At 34.6% G+C, this 19383-nt stretch carries 18 protein-coding genes; 8 read left to right on the forward strand and 10 right to left on the reverse strand.

What is annotated here, in order from left to right; all coding sequences use genetic code 11:
* Positions 1 to 628: 628 nt before the first annotated feature.
* From WFH39_RS09590 to WFH39_RS09625, 8 genes are all read right to left on the reverse strand, one after another.
* A complete protein-coding gene (locus WFH39_RS09590) occupies positions 629 to 1450 on the reverse strand; it encodes a class I SAM-dependent methyltransferase (protein WP_336689738.1) in 822 nt (273 codons plus the stop codon).
* 112 nt (positions 1451 to 1562) lie between these two features.
* The gene (gene mnmG, locus WFH39_RS09595) at positions 1563 to 3425 is read right to left on the reverse strand and encodes a tRNA uridine-5-carboxymethylaminomethyl(34) synthesis enzyme MnmG (RefSeq protein WP_336689739.1); all 1863 of its coding nucleotides are present in this window, start codon (positions 3423 to 3425) and stop codon (positions 1563 to 1565) included.
* Positions 3426 to 3622: 197 nt separating this feature from the next.
* A complete protein-coding gene (gene ybeY, locus WFH39_RS09600) occupies positions 3623 to 4030 on the reverse strand; it encodes an rRNA maturation RNase YbeY (RefSeq protein ID WP_076391051.1) in 408 nt (135 codons plus the stop codon).
* Positions 4031 to 4037: 7 nt separating this feature from the next.
* Positions 4038 to 6197: a patatin-like phospholipase family protein gene (locus tag WFH39_RS09605; protein WP_336689740.1), complete on the reverse strand. Its 2160-nt coding sequence runs from the start codon at positions 6195 to 6197 to the stop codon at positions 4038 to 4040.
* A gap of 3 nt (positions 6198 to 6200) precedes the next feature.
* Positions 6201 to 8648: a bifunctional UDP-N-acetylmuramoyl-tripeptide:D-alanyl-D-alanine ligase/alanine racemase gene (locus WFH39_RS09610; protein ID WP_336689741.1), complete on the reverse strand. Its 2448-nt coding sequence runs from the start codon at positions 8646 to 8648 to the stop codon at positions 6201 to 6203.
* Positions 8649 to 8651: 3 nt separating this feature from the next.
* Positions 8652 to 8954: a type II toxin-antitoxin system RelE/ParE family toxin gene (locus WFH39_RS09615; protein WP_108408670.1), complete on the reverse strand. Its 303-nt coding sequence runs from the start codon at positions 8952 to 8954 to the stop codon at positions 8652 to 8654.
* Positions 8932 to 9270, reverse strand: coding sequence for a hypothetical protein (locus WFH39_RS09620; RefSeq protein WP_076391047.1), 339 nt, complete (start codon positions 9268 to 9270; stop codon positions 8932 to 8934). The genes WFH39_RS09615 and WFH39_RS09620 overlap by 23 nt, the downstream gene beginning before the upstream one ends.
* 54 nt (positions 9271 to 9324) lie before the next feature.
* Positions 9325 to 9915, reverse strand: coding sequence for a thymidine kinase (locus WFH39_RS09625; protein WP_076391046.1), 591 nt, complete (start codon positions 9913 to 9915; stop codon positions 9325 to 9327).
* Positions 9916 to 9975: 60 nt separating this feature from the next.
* On the opposite strand from WFH39_RS09625, the gene WFH39_RS09630 reads away from it, so the two are divergent.
* The 5 genes from WFH39_RS09630 (at position 9976) to WFH39_RS09650 (ending at position 15987) form a co-directional block, all read left to right on the forward strand.
* The gene (locus WFH39_RS09630; RefSeq protein ID WP_336689742.1) at positions 9976 to 11469 is read left to right on the forward strand and encodes a hypothetical protein; all 1494 of its coding nucleotides are present in this window, start codon (positions 9976 to 9978) and stop codon (positions 11467 to 11469) included.
* Between the two features lie 8 nt (positions 11470 to 11477).
* Positions 11478 to 12152 carry a 16S rRNA (cytidine(1402)-2'-O)-methyltransferase gene (gene rsmI, locus WFH39_RS09635; protein ID WP_076391044.1) on the forward strand — a complete coding sequence of 225 codons (675 nt, stop codon included), beginning with the start codon at positions 11478 to 11480 and terminating at the stop codon, positions 12150 to 12152.
* Complete coding sequence (locus WFH39_RS09640; RefSeq protein WP_336689743.1) at positions 12153 to 13628, forward strand: WG repeat-containing protein; 1476 nt, start codon at positions 12153 to 12155, stop codon at positions 13626 to 13628.
* 290 nt (positions 13629 to 13918) lie between these two features.
* Complete coding sequence (gene fabG / locus WFH39_RS09645; RefSeq protein WP_214587784.1) at positions 13919 to 14662, forward strand: 3-oxoacyl-[acyl-carrier-protein] reductase; 744 nt, start codon at positions 13919 to 13921, stop codon at positions 14660 to 14662.
* A 5-nt stretch (positions 14663 to 14667) separates the two neighbouring features.
* Entirely contained in the window at positions 14668 to 15987 is a 1320-nt protein-coding gene (locus tag WFH39_RS09650) for a DUF6056 family protein (protein ID WP_336689744.1), read from the forward strand.
* 3 nt (positions 15988 to 15990) lie between these two features.
* Here the strand turns inward: WFH39_RS09650 and WFH39_RS09655 are convergent, their stop codons facing one another.
* Positions 15991 to 16725 (reverse strand): DUF1835 domain-containing protein, encoded by a 735-nt coding sequence (locus WFH39_RS09655; RefSeq protein ID WP_336689745.1) that lies wholly within the window; start codon positions 16723 to 16725, stop codon positions 15991 to 15993.
* A gap of 3 nt (positions 16726 to 16728) precedes the next feature.
* Positions 16729 to 17769 carry a GMP reductase gene (locus WFH39_RS09660; RefSeq protein ID WP_336689746.1) on the reverse strand — a complete coding sequence of 347 codons (1041 nt, stop codon included), beginning with the start codon at positions 17767 to 17769 and terminating at the stop codon, positions 16729 to 16731.
* A 401-nt stretch (positions 17770 to 18170) separates the two neighbouring features.
* Here WFH39_RS09660 and WFH39_RS09665 point away from each other — a divergent pair, with 401 nt between their 5' ends.
* The 3 genes from WFH39_RS09665 to WFH39_RS09675 are packed head-to-tail and all read left to right on the forward strand — an operon-like array spanning position 18171 to position 19380.
* Positions 18171 to 18917 carry a prolipoprotein diacylglyceryl transferase gene (locus tag WFH39_RS09665; protein WP_336689747.1) on the forward strand — a complete coding sequence of 249 codons (747 nt, stop codon included), beginning with the start codon at positions 18171 to 18173 and terminating at the stop codon, positions 18915 to 18917.
* A 10-nt stretch (positions 18918 to 18927) separates the two neighbouring features.
* A complete protein-coding gene (locus WFH39_RS09670) occupies positions 18928 to 19161 on the forward strand; it encodes a hypothetical protein (RefSeq protein ID WP_271248779.1) in 234 nt (77 codons plus the stop codon).
* 12 nt (positions 19162 to 19173) lie between these two features.
* Positions 19174 to 19380 carry a hypothetical protein gene (locus WFH39_RS09675; protein ID WP_290263888.1) on the forward strand — a complete coding sequence of 69 codons (207 nt, stop codon included), beginning with the start codon at positions 19174 to 19176 and terminating at the stop codon, positions 19378 to 19380.
* The last annotated feature ends 3 nt before the right edge of the window (positions 19381 to 19383 follow it).

The raw sequence follows: 19383 nt of genomic DNA on the forward strand, positions 1-19383 counted from the left end.
TATAAAAGTTTATTATGAAGCTTTAAAATTTTTATAAATTATTTTTAAAGTTTAAATATTGTTCTTAAAGTGCGATCAGTATTTTTAATTTTCAAATACGAAGAACAAATTAACAATTTTCATTTTTGATTTATCAAAGAATAAATTCTCAAATTTTGAAAATTACCAGAGTATTGAAATTTCTACAATTGACCAAAAATTTTTGCGGATTCATTTTTTACTTAGTTTGCTCATATTTGAGCCAATTTCAAAATTTACCCGAAAATCAAAAAATATGATGATGGTGTAATGATTAAAATTTTCAATATTCTCAAAAAGCTATAAATTGAAGTTTTTAAAATATTTTTGATTTTACTCAGTTTACATAAAATTCAAATTTGCTTTATGCGAAATGTGTTGGGTGAAAAAAAATAGAGTCAAATTTTGAGTTATTAACTTTTTACTAACAGATTTTAAAATTCTGGAGTGATTTTTTCCAAAATTTAATCTTGGAAAAAAATATTCTGAAAATTGAATCGAGTAGGGGAGTCGATAAATAATAAAATCCCGGAGAATTTCCCGGGATTTTGACTTTCAAGTCTCAAATTCTGAAAAATTGACCTTCAGAAATGGCTTAAATTTCGATTTTCTACTTTTTTTCGATAATGTATATCAAACTTGAAAATTCGTTCGAAAAAAGGGCTTTTACGTTAGAAATCGTTCCGAAGATAGTTGCTTTTAGCCAAAATAGGGATGATTTCTTATATTTTTCGCTCAACATTGAGATGTAATAAGAATCTAAAATCAAAGGTTTAATTTTTCTCATTTTCCAGTTGGGTTTTTTGGCAATCAGATTTTCCATGCCGTTTTTTGAAAAATGATAAATATGTCTCGGAACATCATACGCTGCCCAATATTCTTTATAATGTTTCGCATCGTAGGAAGTAGGATTGGGAACGGCAATAATCAACAGTCCTTTGTCTTTCAGTTTACGGTTGAAAATTTCCAGCATCTCGTCCTGATTTTCGATATGTTCAAAAACATGCCATAAAGTAATTGCGTCCAGACTTTTATCTTCAATGGAATGAATATTATCTAAAATAGTAGCTTTTGAAATTTTATTCTGGGCTGCTTTTCTTGCATCTTCATCCGGTTCAAAACCGAAAGTTTCGAAATCATTCTCTATAAACTTTACAAATTCTCCGGCTCCGCAACCGTAATCCAATACTTTTGATCCTTTGTTGATTCGGTCTAAAAGTATATTTTTTTTGTACTGCAAATTAAAGGACTGTAAAAATTTATACAGTTTTTCTTTAAGACTTCCGGAATCCTGATGGTGGGAAATATAATCTTCACTTTCATAATATTTCGAAATATTGGATGGAATAGGGGAGGTCTTGAAAACTCCCTTTGTATCTGTTTCAATAATTTCAAAAATTTCCTGAGATAGAAAATGATCTTTTATTTTCATTTGATTTTTCTTTAAAATTAAAAATTAAGATATTCAGACCTTTGTATAAGCTCATAAATACCTTAATTTTTGATTGTATTTTTATGAATGTTTCACGTGAAACATTTTCGTTTTAGCGTCCTAAATAGACCAATAAAACGTTAATATCTGCAGGCGAAACTCCGCTGATTCTTCCAGCCTGTGCAATTGTTTTTGGTTTTACATTCGTCATCTTCTGCTTTGCTTCAGCAGAAAGACTTGAGATCTTAGTATAATCGAAATCTTCCGGAATTTTTATGTTTTCCAGACGGTTCAGTTTGGCTACATTCTCTTTTTCTTTCTCAATATAGCCTCTGTACTTAATATTCACTTCTGCCTGTTCTCTTACTTCATCATCAAATTTAGTAGAAACTTCGTTGATAAAGTCAATCTGATCCAGCTTTTCCAACGTCATATTGGGTCTTGTAAGAATCTGCGCTGCTCTGTAAGCCTGATCAACAGGGCTGCTTTCGATCGTTTCCAAAATAGGATTAATTATTCCCGGCTTTAAAGAAGTTTCGCGAAGGAAGTTTTCAAGTTCCTCACTTTGAGCGACTTTCTCATTTACTCTTTTTAAACGTTCTTCTTTGGCTAAGCCTAAATCAAAAGCTTTTTGAGTTAATCTGATGTCTGCGTTATCCTGTCTCAAAAGAAGTCTGTATTCTGCTCTTGAGGTAAACATTCTGTACGGCTCTTCTGTTCCTTTTGTGATAAGATCATCAATTAAAACTCCGATGTAAGCTTCGTCTCGATTAAGGATAAATTCATCCTGTTCTTTTACTTTGTTGTGAGCGTTAATTCCCGCAATAAGACCTTGTCCGGCTGCTTCTTCGTATCCCGTTGTCCCGTTGATCTGTCCCGCGAAGTACAAGTTATCAATTAATTTTGTCTCCAAGGTATGCTTCAATTGGGTAGGAGGGAAGTAGTCATATTCAATAGCATAGCCTGGACGGAATACTTTTACGTTTTCGAATCCCGGAATATGTTTCATTGCTTTGATCTGCACATCTTCAGGAAGGGAAGAACTGAATCCGTTTACATAGATCTCAACTGTTTTCCAGCCTTCAGGTTCTACAAACAACTGGTGTCTGTTTCTCTCTGCAAAACGGTTGATCTTATCTTCAATACTCGGACAATATCTTGGCCCTAAACTTTGAATTGTACCATTGAACATTGGGCTTCTGTCGAAACCTTCACGTAAAATATCATGTACGGTTTCGTTGGTATAAACGATGTGACAGCTTAATTGTTTGGTTAATTTAGGAGTGTCTAAATAACTGAATTTTTGAGGATTTTCATCTCCTTTCTGTTCTTCCATTTTAGAATAATCCAGACTTCTTCCGTCTACGCGGGGTGGGGTACCGGTCTTCATTCTTCCTGCTTCAAAACCTAAAGAAACGAGCTGTTCTGTAATTCCGAAAGCTCTTGGTTCACCCATTCTTCCGCCTCCTAATTGTTTATCTCCAACGTGGATCAAACCATTAAGGAAAGTTCCGTTGGTAAGAACTACAGAACGTCCTTTTATCTCTATTCCTAATGACGTAACCACTCCGGCAACTTTATTATTTTCGATAATAAGCTGCTTTACCATGTCCTGAAAGAAATCAAGATTGGGTGTATTTTCTAAAGCCAAACGCCATTCTTCTGCGAAAAGCATTCTGTCGTTTTGTGTTCTTGGTGACCACATGGCAGGACCTTTGGAAAGATTCAGCATCTTGAACTGGATCGCAGATTTGTCTGCTACAATTCCGGAATATCCTCCCATCGCATCGATCTCTCTTACGATCTGTCCTTTTGCAATTCCTCCCATTGCAGGGTTGCAGCTCATCTGTCCGATGGTCTGCATATTCATTGTAATAAGCAGCGTCTTTGAACCTAAATTGGCTGCTGCAGCGGCGGCTTCACATCCTGCGTGACCGGCACCGACTACGATTACATCATATATTTCTGAAATCATTTTTTTTGCTTGTTTTAAGCCTTAATTTTTACTCTTTTTTACAAATGTTTCACGTGAAACATTTGTAAATTTTATTGTCTTAAATCTGTTCTGTTGCGCTTTATTTAGCCCCGATCGCAGCATTTGTCTGAGCTCATTTTCTTTTGAAAAAAGAAAATAGCGAGTGCGGAGAGCGGGATTAAGCTCCTAAAAAAAACTTAATGGTATTTTGCTAAATAATGATCTTCTTTTCCTCGCATCTGCAGTTCTTCTTCTTCTGTTTTATCTTTATATCCGCAAAGGTGCAGAATTCCGTGAGCCAAAACTCTTCGTAATTCTTCTTCGTAATTTCTGGATAGGGTAGAAGCGTTGTCTGAAATGCGCTGCAAAGATACAAAAATCTCGCCGCTTATGGTCTTCCCTTTTACATAGTCAAATGTAATGATATCAGTATAGTAATCGTGCTGTAAATAATCCTGATTTACCTTGAGTAAATATTCGTCGTCACAGAAAATATAATTGATCTCGCCCAACTTTTTTTCTTCTGAAAGAATAAGGTCTTCCAGCCATTTTTTGTATTCTGTGTTTACCGATTCGGGTAAGTTTTCGTAAAAAAATTGTATCATTTTGTAATTAAAACCAGTGTCCTAAAATAACACTGAATATGCCTTTTTGATTGTTTTTAAGTGAATGGCTGAAGTTGATTTTGATCTGCCCGAAAGGAGATTTGTATCCAGCCGTTAATCCTACTGAACTGAAGTTTAATTTTACCGCATCCTCAAAGGTTATATCATTGGAAAGGTTGGCAAAAGAGAAGTTTCCGCTCAGGAAATAGTTTTTATTGAATTTAAACTGAAGGTCGTTTGAAATTAAAACCACATTATTACTATTTAGCTGAGCAAAATAGAACCCTGAAAAGCTTCTGTAGTTTACGATATTCTGTTCAAAAATTCCGCCCAGTCTGTATTTGTAAAAGTCGGGAAGGTTTTCTCCGATGGTAATTCCTCCGTAAAGATTGAGTCTGTAGGAAAATTGTTTTGAAAGAGGAAGATTTATTCTGATATCTGCTTTTACCTGAACGAGTCTTTTTTCTACTTCAGATTTTAAAAGATCAATTACTTTTCCTTCTGCATTAATGTAAATTCCGCGGGTAGGGAAGTCTCTGTCGTTTTGGGTGTCGCTTTTCAGAAATATGTACGGATTAAGAAATCTGCTGTATCTTTTATTATCGCCATTGAATTCTGCTTCGAAATAATCGTGACTGATCCCGCCGCCGATGGCAAACTTATCTTTCCAGATCGACTGAATATAAGCTTCATTTCTCAGCCAGATCCATTTGTCGACTTCATTGTTATTGACGTCTTTCAAATTAAAGCTCATTCCCGAAGAATAAATTCCGAAGCCCGGAATGTATCCGTTATCAATAAAATAGTTTAAATAATATCGGGGTTTATCTCCTACAACAATGTCCAGCGAAAGATTTGAATTTCGAGATAAAAGTCGTTTTGCTGAATAGTTTAAAAGAAGTCCGGTTTTGAAAATTTCGTCGTAATGCAGTCCGAATTTTAGAAAATGTCTTGTATCGTCTTCGGTAACGTAGAGCTTAAGGTAATTTGAATTGTTTCCGGAAATTATATCGTAATTGATGAATTTGTAATTGTTGGTGGCGACCAATTTATCAATCTGTTTATTGATGCTTCCGTAGGTTTGGAGAGAAGGGAGCCGCAGTCCCATTTTCCCTAAAACATAATTTTTACCGTAAATTCTGCTTCCTTCAATTTCGAGACTGTCAATTTTATAAACATTAGAATAAATAGGGCTCATTTGCTGTCTTATTCTGTCGAAAGGTCTCTTGGGTAGCTGATCGAGAATATCGACGTATTTTAAGCCTTCTACGTAGCCGCTGTCGAGAATTTTTTTCTTATCATCATAGCTTGTGGCTGTCATGCCCGTTAAATTAGGTTTAATGTTGATATCGGTATACTGATACTGTCTTTTGGTATCTTTTTTAATTCCGAAATCGATGACCTGATTTAAGATGGCAATAATGCTGTTCAGATCTTCACGTTTGGAAAGATCCTGATTAAGATCAACCCCGATAACGATATCAATTCCTTTATCTTTTAAAGGTTTGGAAGGGTAGTTCACCGTCATCGCTCCATCAATATAAATACTGTCGTTAATTTTTACAGGATCCATGAGTGACGGAAATGCAGAACTTGCCATAATCGACTGTACCAAATCTCCTTTTTCAAAAATCTGCATATTGCCGCTTTCCAGATTGGTGGCGACACACATAAAAGGAATCGGGAGTTTGGAGAAATCGTCAATATTGGAAACATTTTTGAAAAGTTCCTTCAACAGATAGACATTTTTCTGTCCGGAACTGATGGAAGAGGGAAGGGTAATTTTTCCGTTTTTAAGAGGAATAGACAAAAGATATTTGTCAACGGATTTATTAAAGAAAGTTGTTTCCTGTCGTTTTGCTTTGGGATCAGTGATTAAAGAATAGAAATCGGTGTCCATTACAATCTTTTCTATCTCTTTTCCGGAATATCCTGAAGCGTACAGTCCGCCTACAATGGCTCCCATACTTGTTCCTGCAATATAATCTACTTTTACGCCCAGAGAATCCAGCACTTTAAGTACGCCTACATGAGAAAATCCTTTAGCTCCGCCACCTGCAAGAGAAAGTCCTATTTTGGGATTTTTCGAAATAACGAGGTCTTTCTTTACCTGAGACTGAATCAGAAGCAATTGAAAGGCAAATAAAATAATCAGGAGCTTTCTCATAGGCTAATCTTTAATATAAATCCGTTTCACACGGGGCGAAATGGAGGTTAAAACTTCATAGGTTATTGTTTTGCAGTAGTCTGCGAATTCTTTTAAACTTGGTTTTGCGTTAAAAACGGTAACAGTATCGCCTTCCTTTACATTCGGGATATGATCTACATTAATCATCATCATATCCATACAGATGCTTCCTACAATCGGAGCAAGGGTTTTGTGGATTCCTACATTTCCGACCTGGTTTCCGATTAATCTTGGGATTCCATCGGCATATCCTACAGGAATAGTGGCTATTTTTGTCTGATGATCTGTTTTAAATCGACGGCTGTAACCTACTGATTCTCCGTTTTCTACCGTAGAAATTTGAGAGATTACCGTTTTAAAGCTTACGACAGATCTCAGTTGTTTCTGTATTTCACTATTTGGTGATTCTCCTAACATTCCAATCCCGATTCTTACCATATCATATTGATGATTGGTGTAATTGGTTATTCCTGAAGAATTTAAAATATGTCGGATAGGAGTGTACCCTAATTTTTCTATCAAATAGGTTGAGTTTTTTTCAAAAGTTTCAAGCTGATGGAATGTAAATTCTTTTTCATCCGGCAAATCTGAAGAAGAAAGATGGCTGAAAATACTCTGAACTTTTACATTCATTGAATTTAAAGTCTCACTTAACTGATCCAGTTCATTGCCTTTAAAACCAAGACGATGCATTCCTGTTTCCAGTTTGATGTGAATCGGATATTTTTTATCATATCCGGATTTCTGAACGGCTTCATAGAATAATTCCAGAACTCTGAAACTGTAAATTTCCGGTTCCAGATTATACGCAATCACCGTTTCATAACTATGCTGTTCAGGATTCATAACCACAATAGGAACCGTAATTCCTTTTTTTCTGAGTTCTACACCTTCATCAACAAAAGCAACCCCAAGATAATCTATGTGATGATGCTGCAAAAATTCCGAAATCTCATAACTTCCTAAACCATAAGAGTTTGCTTTTACCATCGCCATCATTTTTGTGGTTGGTTTTAATAAAGATTTATGGTAATTGATGTTATGAAGAATAGCATTTAAATTAATTTCTAAAACCGTATCATGTTTTCTGAGCTCAAGCAGATCTTTAAGTCTTTCTATTTCAAATTTCCTTGCTCCTTTTAATAAAATGATCTGGTTTTCAATTTCTGTAAGATATTTACTTTCAATCAATTCCTTAGTATTGATGAAAGTAAAAGTTTTAGTTTTAAATAATTCACTAAATTTTGATATTTCGTCACCGATCAGGAAAACAGAATCGAATTTCTGTTCGTTTACAAGCTCGGAAACTTCTTCATAAAGTTCTTTCGAATTAGAATTTACCCCTACAATATCTGTAAGAACCAGAGATTTTTTCGGTTTATTGTATTCATTAAGAAATTGAAGCGCGGTTTTCAGAGAATCAAGATCAAGGTTAAAAGAATCGTTGATGACAATGTTGTTCTTAATTCCTTCAATCGCTTCAAGTCTCATTTCAACGGCCTTTAAAGCGTTGATTTTTTCGACGATCTTTTCGTTTTCAATACCAAGTTCCTTTAAAACCGTTACAAGCGCCAAAGCATTCGTTAAAGTCGCTTCATCTCTCTGATGCACCGGAAAAGAAATTTCTTCGTTGAAATAATGTACCGTTACATCTTCGTTTTTCGAAATATTGTTTTTGAAGTAAACTTCGTTGTCATCCTTAAAGCCGTAAGAAATTAATTTTTTACCTGAATATAATGCCTTTATCTTTTTGTCAACCAAAGAATTATCTCCGTTGTAAATAACCGTTTCAGAATGTTTGAATAATTTGATCTTTTCATCAATCAGCTCCTCCTCCGATTGGAAGTTGGCAAGATGAGCAGTTCCGATGTGGGTAAGCAAACCAATCTGCGGATGGAAAATATTTTCGAGCTTTTCCATTTCGTCTGGCTTTGAAATGCCTACTTCAAAAATTCCTAATTGATGAGAATTATTAATCTGAAGCAGAGAAAGAGGAAGTCCGATCTGGGAATTGAAACTTTTTGGGCTTTTCACCGTTGGAAATTCATTCCACAGACATTGATACAGCCACTCTTTTAAAATCGTTTTTCCGTTACTTCCTGTAATTCCAATGGATCTTAAATGAGCATTTTCAAAATGAAATTTAGCTAATTTCTGAAGAAATTCAACCGAATTTTCAACAATGATCCACGTAATATTTTCAAACTGCGGATGATGATGTTCGGAAATGATGACATTTATTCCACGGTCGATCGCAGATTCAATGAATTTTTCTCCGGAATTTTTTGGAGTATTGATCGCTATAAACGCAGTATTTTTAGTAGAATAAATAATTCTGCTGTCGAAAGCGATATTCCTGATTATTATATTTTTGTCTCCAATAATCTTCGCATTGGTGATTTCTGCGATATGGTTTGTCGTGTAGTTCATAAACTACTTTTCTGTAATTAGGTTATAATTAGAATCAGGATTTCGGAAGTTATTAATCATATTTAAAAGATTTATTTGATTTCCTGAAATTTCATAAATGATAGAGTTGTGTTTCGTAATTAATAATTTGTGAAACGCTGTGTCTTCATATTTTTGATGAATAAGATTTCCATTTTCAAGCAGAGAAATTTTTCTTTCTAAAATTTCATAAAAATCTTCCAAAACATCGAACCCCCAGTTTTCAATAAGAAAATCTTCTAGAATTTCTAAATCCGATTTGGCTCTATTTGTCCAAAAAATATTCATTTTTCTTTTTTGCAATTCTTTCCTTTGCTTCATTCATCACTGCCATATGTTCGGTTATCCGTCCGTTTTTTACGTCGTCTAAACCTTCCTGAATAGCATTGAGAATATCATCATGCGAAATTTTTTCCGGTTCTATAATTTCCGCAATCTTCAGCAATTCCTCCGGAAGAAATTTTTTCTCTTTCATTTTTCTGAAAAACGTAGGCTCGGAAATTCCGCTTTTTTCAATGATGTATTTCATTTTGAAAGGCGAATTTTTCAGAATCTCGTCAATAGAATTGCTGATCTTGATGTAATTTTTAATTTCTAATATCATTTTCTGATAGTTTTCACTATTAAATTTTAAACAAAATTAATAATAAATTTGATATTAAATCTCTTTTTTATTCAAAACTTCATCCACAAAAACTCTTCTGCTTACCGCATCGTAAGATTCTGTCTCTCCAAGTTCTACAAGATCTTTTCCTGCGGAAGTTCTCATGGAATAGTTGGCAAGATTTCCTGTTCTTCTACAGATTGCGTGTACTTTTGTAACATATTCTGCAGTTGCCATCAGATTCGGCATTGGTCCGAAAGGTCTCCCGAGAAAATCCATATCCAGACCTGCAATAACTACTCTTATTCCGCCATTTGCCAGTTGATTGGCTATATCCACAATGCTTTCATCAAAAAACTGTGCTTCATCAATTCCTACTACATGACAATTGGAAGCCAGCAAAAGAATTTCGCTGGGATTTTCTACCGCCGTGCTTCGGATTTTATTCTGATTGTGCGAAACCACATCTTCATCCGAATACCGCGTATCCAGTTTTGGTTTAAAAATCTCCACATTCTGCCCTGCCATTTCAGCTCTTCTCAGCCTTCGGATCAACTCTTCGGTTTTTCCGGAAAACATTGAGCCACAAATAACTTCCATCCAACCACTTTGTTTGGAATGATTAATTGTATTTTCTAAAAACATTTGTTAAATTAGCCGTATATTTTTAAGATCAAAAGTAAGCAATTTTAACAAGATTCTTCTATGCAGAACATCCAAGATTTAAAGGAAAAGATTTTTTTTGAATCCAAGAATATCATTGGTATTTTGGATAAAATAAGCAACGTAGACGAACTTTCGTCAAAGCAGGATCTTGTGGAAGAACTTGCCAACAGGATTTCGTTTCTGCGTCTGCTGGAAAAAAATTTAGAGTATTTCGGAAGTGAAAATTCTTCGCTGATTTCAGAAAATAAAGAAAAATTTTCTTCACCCGCTCCTTTGCAGGAATCCCATGATTTCAGCAGTGAAGTAACGGAAGAAGAAGCTATTTTCAATAATGAGCTTAATGAAATTGACGGAAGCGAATCCGGAAATTATTCAACTGAAGTGACTGAAGAAGAGGCAATTTTTAACAATCAATTAAATGAGATTGTAGAAGGTGAACTTCACGAAACTTTAATTAATTTTGCAGAAGAAAATTCGCAGGATGAAATTCAGAATGATCTGAAAGAGAATGAAGATGTTTTCAATGCTCAGTTAAATGAACTTGATGAATATGAAACTTCTGAAAATAGCGGAGCGGATCTGAATTTTGTGGATGAAGAAAGAATTCTGGCAAATTCCGAACCCGAAAATGATGAAGAGCTCTCGGAAGAAATGTTTAATGAAAACAAAACAGAAGAAGAAGTTATTTTTAATCATCAGTTAAATGAAATTGATGAATTTGAAAACGAAATTTCGGACAATCGTGGAGATATTCTGAATGATTTTGATGAAGAAGAAAAGATTCAAAGCAATTATCAGTATAAAAATGAAGAAGAACTGAAAGAAATTCCAAGCATTTTTGATGGTGAAGTTTTAGATGAAAATGAGGAAATTTTAGTGGAAGAAAATGATAATCAGTATTCTTCCCGCACAATGATGGAACAGGGCGAATTGGCGACCGATACTTCAAATGCTGAAAACATCGTTAATGAAATTAAAAACGAAGCCGTTGTTGAAGAAAAACAAGAGCAGCCTATTTTAGCGGAAATTAATGACAGAAGAAAAATTGTTGAGATAAACAAACCTGTTTCGGAAGAGAAAGAACATTTAAAATCTGATGAAAGCTTTGAAAATCTCGAAGCCTATCATCATGATAAAAAGATAAAACTGGCAAATATCAAAGGTCTGAAAGCAGTACAGTCGCTTTTTGATGATGATCATCTTGAAAGAGATATGCTGGAAAAAGCAACTCCTGTTGAGAAAAAAGAAGAGACAGGAAGTATTTTAAAGACCAATATTCCAACCGATTTTATGGAAGCGGAAAAGAAAAAGCCTGAGTTTAAACTTGATTTGAATGACAGGATTGCTTTCACAAAAACACTGTTCGGAGGAAGCCAGACGGAACTGAATGAAGTGGTGAATAACCTGAACAGTTTCAGAACACTGGAGGAGGCAAAAGAATACCTGAGTGATCTTTATTATGCCAAAAAATGGAGCAAAGTGGACGAATATGCACAGAGACTGTGGATATTGGTGGAAAATAAATTTTTATAAACTAAATTTTGAGCGGAATCTTATATTTTGTTCCTACACCGATCGGGAACCTCGAAGATATGACCTACAGAGCGGTAAATGTACTGAAAGAGGTTGATTATATTTTATGTGAAGACACAAGAACTTCCGGAATTCTTTTAAAGCATTTCGAGATTTCCAAGCCTTTAAAATCTTATCATTTACACAACGAGCATCAGACAACGGAAAAAGTAATTACAGACCTTAAAAGCGGTCAGAATATTGCGATTATTACCGATGCAGGAACTCCCGGAATCTCAGATCCGGGTTATTTGCTGGCAAAAGCAGGTTCCGATCATCATATCGAAATGATCTGTTTACCGGGAGCAACCGCTTTTGTTCCGGCTTTGGTGGTTTCAGGATTACCGAATAACGAATTTCTATTTGCCGGATTTCTTCCTCAGAAAAAAGGCAGACAAACGAAGCTGAAGCAGCTTGCAGAAGAGAAAAAAACAATCGTTTTATACGAAAGTCCGCATAAAATCAATACCACACTGGAGCAGATTAAAGAATTTTTCGGCGAAGAAACCAAGGTTAGCTTAAGCCGTGAGATTTCCAAAAAGTTCGAAGAAACCAAACGCGGAACAATTCTTGAACTCATTGAGTTTTCCAAAAGCAAAACGTTAAAAGGTGAGATTGTTCTCATCGTAAATAATTCCATTTAATTGAAAAATTTAATTTTCGTGCTGCTTTCGTCGGTCTGTTTCGGGCAGACGGATCAGTATAAACAGATACTTTTAACAAAAAAAATAGGCAAAGAAGTCCGTTTCTATTCCAAAGGATACGGAATGATTTCTGACGTCAAAACCGGAAAATCCGGAATTGTAGATTCTCTGGGCAATATCACCTTTGAGTATCCCGCAAAAAGTGAAATTTCACATTTATGGAAAAACAGGTTTGTTTTGAGGGTAAAAGCGGGAAATTCCAATGGAAAAACGGCGATCATTGATGCAAACGGAAAGGAAGTTATTCCTATGGATCTTTTCAAATTGAGAACCTGGGAAAATAAAGACAGGCTGATTTACTCAAAAAAAGGAAAGGAATGTGTTTACGATTTTAACGGAAAAGAAATTATTCCGTTCTCTGAAAAAATAGTTTTTGGAAGCGAAAACAGATTCTTTGTTAAAAATAACGGAGTCTGGCTGATTTATGATTTTGATGGAATACAGATTTCAGACCGTCCTTTTACCGATGATCTTCGTTTCTACAAAAGCAGAACTTATCTTTCGAAAGGTGAAAAATCGGGAGAAGTTATTGATAATAATGGTAAAACCTTAAGTACGATTTCGGATCATAACGTGGACAATATCAATGCGTTTCCTTATTTGGTAACTTTGGATACTTCCAAAAATAAATACGGAATTATTGATGAAAAAGAAAATACCATTGCCGATGAAATATATGATCAGGCTTTTGTGGGCAGAGAATATATTTACCTTACCAAAGAAGACAAAGTAAGCATTTTTTCTAAGAAAGAAGGGAAGGTGTATGATCTTGATTATCATTATGTAAACCCACTTTTTAATGGATTGTTTAAAACCTCTCAAGATCAGAAAAATCCTAAAACTGCCGTTGTGCGTCTAAACGGAGAAGTGGTTTTTCCGAAGGAATATGACAGGGTAGAAGGATTGAGCATTGCAGGAGAAAAATATCTCTATCTGAGAAAAGACGATGAAGAAAAAATTCTGGATAAAAATTTAAAAAATATCCTGAATGACGATTACCAAATCGAAAAAATATTCCCCAATACACTGATTGTCAATAAAAACGAAACCTTTTACACATTTTCACCAAAAACAGGAAATTATAAAGAATTAAAAGGATTTAAAGAAGTAAAACCTTTTGAGCTTTATCCTACTTTAGTCGGAAAAAGCATAGACAATTTCTACGGGATGATGGATGAAAACGGAAATGAAATTGTTCCTTTCGTCTACAATGACATCACCACTTTTTTAGGTGTTAATGAATTTGTGGTGAAAAAAGATAATAAATTCGGCGTTACCAACGATAAAAATGAGCCTTTAACGGAAATTGTCTATGATAAGTTTTTTCCGGATAAAAAAGGCATCAGACTTACCAAAGGAAAAGAAACAGAATTTATCTACTTTACAGAGCAAAAAGACAGAAGTTTTATTGATTAATTGCATAAGTGGAAAATATTTGAGGTCTTTGCTGAGTGAAACGCCTTTGCGAACACAAGAACAGTTGGTATATAAAAGAATCTTAGCGACCCTTTGCGTTAAAAAGCAGTATGATTAATAACGAATATCAAAAAAACAGTCATAAATTTTCGCTAAAAAAGTGATTTAAAATGCATTGAATAACATTTTGTAATATCTTTGCGCACTGTTTTATTTCTGTAAAATTAAATGCTGTATATTAGCCAACTTTCAAAAGGCTAATACGTTATAAAGAAAAATAATTGTCATATATGAAACTATTAGAAGGAAAAGTAGCGCTAATTACGGGAGCTACACGAGGAATCGGGAAAGGAATTGCCGAAATGTACGCCGAACAGGGTGCAAAAGTAGCATTCACTTACGCCGGATCTGTAGAAAAAGCGAAGGAATTGGAAGCAGCTTTAAGTTCTGTAACTCAAATTAAAGGATATCAGTCTGATGCATCAGATTTTGATGCCGCTCAAACTTTAGTGGACGAAGTAATGGCTGAGTTTGGAAAAATTGATATTTTGGTAAACAATGCGGGAATTACAAAAGACAATCTGCTTCTGAGAATGTCGAAGGATGACTGGGATAAAGTAATTAAAGTAAATTTAGATTCTGTATTTAACCTTACCAAAGCGGTGATTAAGCCCATGATGAAGGCAAAAGCAGGATCAATCATCAACATGACTTCTGTAGTAGGAATCAGCGGAAATGCAGGACAGGCGAACTATGCAGCTTCTAAAGCGGGAGTTATCGGTTTCACTAAATCTGTCGCATTGGAATTAGGTTCAAGAAACATCCGTTGCAACGCAATTGCTCCGGGATTCATTCAGACAGAAATGACGGATGCTTTAGATGACAAAGCAAAAGAAAAATGGAACGAAGCTATTCCGATGAAAAAACTGGGACAGACCAGAGATATTGCAAATGCATGCGTATTTTTAGGAAGTGAAATGTCTTCTTACGTTACAGGACAGACGTTAAACGTTGATGGAGGTCTTTTGACATAAAATATATGAAAACGGTACAGAATATTACCTTATTCTTGTCGGTTTTACTACTAATCGGTCTGGTTTACTTTTCTTTTTTTAATGTATATCAGACCGATGATTATATCTATTCCTATGGAACAAAAAAATTAGGATTTTTAGGGAATGTCTGCGATTTTTATATGCATTGGGGAGGAAGATATTTTGGCTACACCATTAATATGGTGAATCCTGTTTCTAAAGATCCGTTCAATATACTCCCGAAAATTTATCCTGTATTTTTACTCACTTCATTTCTTGCAGTCGTCATTTTAAATTTCAGACTGTATTTTAATTATACCTTTACAGAAGCCCTAAAAAAGAGCCTGTTATTGTTTTTTATTTATACGGTTGGATTAATCAGTTTACCGGAACATTATTTTTGGATCACAGGATCTAATGTCTATTTCCTGCCGGTTATTTTATCATGTCTTTTATTCTTTTTTTATGGAAAGTTTCAGCAATCACACAAAAAACTGTTCTTCTTTTTAAGCGCTGTTATCATTTTTATTCTGATGGGGGCAAATGAAATCATTGCGCTGCTTTTGTTAGGAGTATTGAGCTTTATAGGCTTTGAAAAACCATCAAAGGAAAATAAAATTCTTTTAACCATCGGAATTATCGGATTTCTTATCAGCTTTTTAGCTCCGGGAAATTTTAACAGAATGGTAAAGTCTGATGATGCTTTTTATTGGATATGGACCAAAAGAGCGGCTTTTTTCACTTTTAATTTTGGGTATATTTTTATAAAAACAGTATTTCTTATTCCTTTGTTTACAGCCTTATTTTTTGAAGAATTTACGATCTTAAAAAGCAAAATTAACTTTACCAAAGCCTGTATAATCTGCATGATTTCATTGCTGCCTTTAATGTTTTTGGGCTATCTTATTAATATTGTAGGAAGACAGAACGATAATATTGTCATCTTCTTTTTAGCTACCCTTTCTTTTCTTTTACTATACAAAAAGGAGAATTTAAAAAGACTTTGGTGGATCAGTTTGTTTGTCATCTTTCTGCCGGAAACAGATTTTTTCAGTCAGAGTTATTCAGGGTTTAATATAGATTACAACATGAATAATTTCGTTAAAGAAATTTTTGTAACCGATTTAAAAGAATATGATAAGGAAATAAGAGACAGAATTACAGTCATTCAGAATTCTAAAGAAGATTCTTTAAAGATTGACAGAATCAGGGAAGTTCCTAAAATCCTGTACTTTGATGAATTATCTTCCGCAAAAGAAGAGAAAAAGTACGTTAATGATCAGTTGGAAAAATTTTTCAGCAAGAAAAGCATTGTTGTAAAATAAGCGCTATTTTTCCTGAAAAACTTTATCATAAATAAGCTTTACCTGCAAATCTCCGAATCCGAAAATTCCCAACTCCTCACGGAACTTTTCAAACACCTCACTAAAATCTGTTATGCCGTTCAGGATTAAATTTTGAATAAAAACTTCAGGATTAATGTTTTGATAAGCAGTAATTAATTCAGGTGAAAAATGAAAGCAATCAGATTGAATTTCAGAAAGTTGCTTTAATTTATTTTGATGATTACTTTGATAAGCTTCCCATAAATTCAGCCCCAATTCAAGATCCTTTTGTTTAAATAAAACTCTTGAATTTAATGTTTCTTCCAAATCAAAACGGTCAGAATCCGAAAATCCCTTCCATTGGTTTTCTTTCGATGCTTTTGGAAAAATCCTGTAGATGTTGATATTTTTATCCTTCGGAATCAGCGTTAAGCAAAACCACATATTAACCTGACAAAAAAGATCATCTTCAAACCAAAGATGTACCTCAGAATCTTCCGGAATCTGCATTATTTTATTGCATTCTGAAACCAATTTACGGTAATAATTTTCTTTTGTATCACCATAATTTTCAGCAATAAATTCTGATCTTACTTTCCAGAAAACATCCAGATTTTCAGCCTGTAAAGAACCTGCAACTAAAGCTTCTCTACAGATAATCATCTCGCTGGAAATTGTTGTTTCTTTCAATTGTTCAGCGAGACAATCACCATTTATAATGTTAAATATTTTGTTCAATAGTTACTCTTTAAATATCTGATTTTCCTGCTCCTGAACTCTGATGAAAGTCGTTCTTTTCGACAGCTCTTTCAGTTTTGAAGCCCCCACATAAGTACAGGTAGAACGAACGCCGCCTAAAATATCTTTTACCGTTTCCAGAACCGGACCTTTGTAAGCTACTTTTACGGTTTTTCCTTCCGAAGCACGGTATTCTGCAACACCTCCCGAATGTTTATCCATGGCTGTTTTCGAGCTCATTCCGTAAAAAAGTCTGTATTTTTTGCCGTTTTCTTCCACCATTTCACCACCGCTTTCATCGTGTCCGGCAAACATTCCGCCCAACATTACAAAATCTGCACCGCCGCCAAAGGCTTTCGCCACATCTCCCGGAACTTTACAGCCGCCATCCGCAATAATATGGCCTCCTAAACCATGTGCCGCATCAGAACACTCTATAATTGCCGAAAGTTGAGGATATCCCACTCCGGTTTTCACTCTCGTTGTACAAACCGAACCGGGACCAATCCCGACTTTAATGATATCTGCACCGACTAAAAGAAGTTCTTCCACCATTTCTCCGGTTACAACATTTCCGGCAATGATAATTTTATCTGGAAAATTTGCCCTTGCCTTCTTCACAAATTCAACAAAATGCTCAGAATAACCATTGGCTACATCAATGCAGAGAAACTCGATTTTAGGATGCAGATCGAGGATGGTTTTTATCTTTTCTTCGTCTGCTTTTCCGGTTCCCGTGCTTAATGCGATATACTGATAAATGTTTTCCGGCTGAGAATCTAAAAAATCTGACCATTCTTCCACAGAATAATGCTTATGAACCGCTGTGATGATTTTTTCTTTTGCCAGTTCAACCGCCATTTCAAATGTTCCCACCGTATCCATATTAGCAGCAATCACAGGAACGCCTTTCCATTTTTTTCGGGTATGTTTAAATGTAAATTCTCTTTCAAGATCAACTTCAGAACGGGATTTCAGGGTAGAACGTTTCGGACGGAACATTACATCCTTAAAACCCAGTTTAATATCATATTCTATTCTCATAATTCGGATAATTATTTTAATTAAATTTATGAAAAAGATTGATTCTAATCTTTATTTAAAAGGATTTTATAAATTATTTAATACAATTTGAACCTTTATTTAAAAGCTAACTAAATCATAAATACGATCAGAAAAATCGACATATGAAGCTGAAGCGTTAAGAAAATTACAATTTATTTCGTTAAAAAATTCCCACTGTTTGAAGCGCGAGGCAAATTTTTAATCAAAAGACCCCAATTGAATTCGCGCAAGTTTTGGGAATTTTAGGAATGAATTTTAATTTTTAGCATTCAGATTCAAAGTCTTGAACTTTTCGTTCTTTTGTTTCAAGACAAAAGAACCACATATAAAATTTAAAGAAATTCGAATAAGTTTTAATTAAAAATAATACTTTTGAAACCATGGAATTTCCTGTGACCTTTCACCTATTTGGTAAAACGATTCTCGCTCATCCGCTGTTTGAAGCGGCAGGAATTTTTATCGGAATGCGGTTTTATTTTTATCTAAAACGAAAATCGAAAGAGAAAATGTCTTTCAATACGTCGGCTGCGGTATTAATTGGTGCAACAGCGGGAGCATTAATCGGATCAAAATTAATTGGAAATCTCGAAAACCCCATCAGACTTTTAGAGCATTTTGATCTGAAAATCATCTGGACAAATAATACAATTGTTGGCGGATTGGCTTTTGGCTTAATTGGTGTTGAATGGGCAAAAAAAATTGTCGCGCATAAAGAAAGTACCGGAGATTTGATTGTCTATCCACTGATCTTAGCAATGATTATTGGCAGAATCGGCTGCTTTCTTACCGGAATTTATGAAGAAACATACGGAATTCCTACTGATTTTATTTTCGGAATGCATCTGGGAGACCAATTTCTCAGACATCCTGTGGCATTATATGAAATAGCGTTTCTCATTCTTTTATGGATCGTTTTAAAAATTATCCAGAATGCAAAAAAATATCCTTCAGGTTTCGTTTTTCAGTTGTTTATGGTCAGTTATTTTAGCTTCCGACTGTTGCTGGACTTCATCAAGCCGAAAGTAGAAATTTTAGGAAATTTAGGAACCATACAGCTTGTTTGTATAGCCGTAATTTTTTATTATTTCTTAAAATTGAGAAAAACAAAATTTGTAACTTCACATTAAATATCAAATCATGAAATTACTCACATTTCTTGAAGTCGGAGATCTTGGTGGTCTTGTTGTAATGATTATCGGGATTATTGCCTTTGTATTATTGATGATATCGCTTGTTGTTGCCGTAATTACAAAAGTTATTTACGAATGGAATAATGAAAGAAAATTTTCAACGGGTCAGTTTTGGATGACTGTTCTGATTTCCATGCTTGTTGGCGGATTGATCAGTGGTTTTGTTTGTGGTGGAATGTAAAAACAGTTAAGAATGGATTTGTTGATTTCAATAATAACAGCACTTTTTATATTCGGAGGAATTATTTTTGGAATTTCATTTATAGTAGCAAAAATTACCGAAGCTATTTTTCATTGGAAGAATGAAAATTTTTCAAAGAAGCAATTTTGGCAGACTGTCACTATTTCCATGCTTATCTGTTTGATAATTAGTGGAATTATTTGCGGAGGAGCTTTATAAATT

Source organism: Chryseobacterium sp. MMO-72, from assembly GCF_037146035.1.
GTDB classification, from domain to species: domain Bacteria; phylum Bacteroidota; class Bacteroidia; order Flavobacteriales; family Weeksellaceae; genus Chryseobacterium; species Chryseobacterium indicum.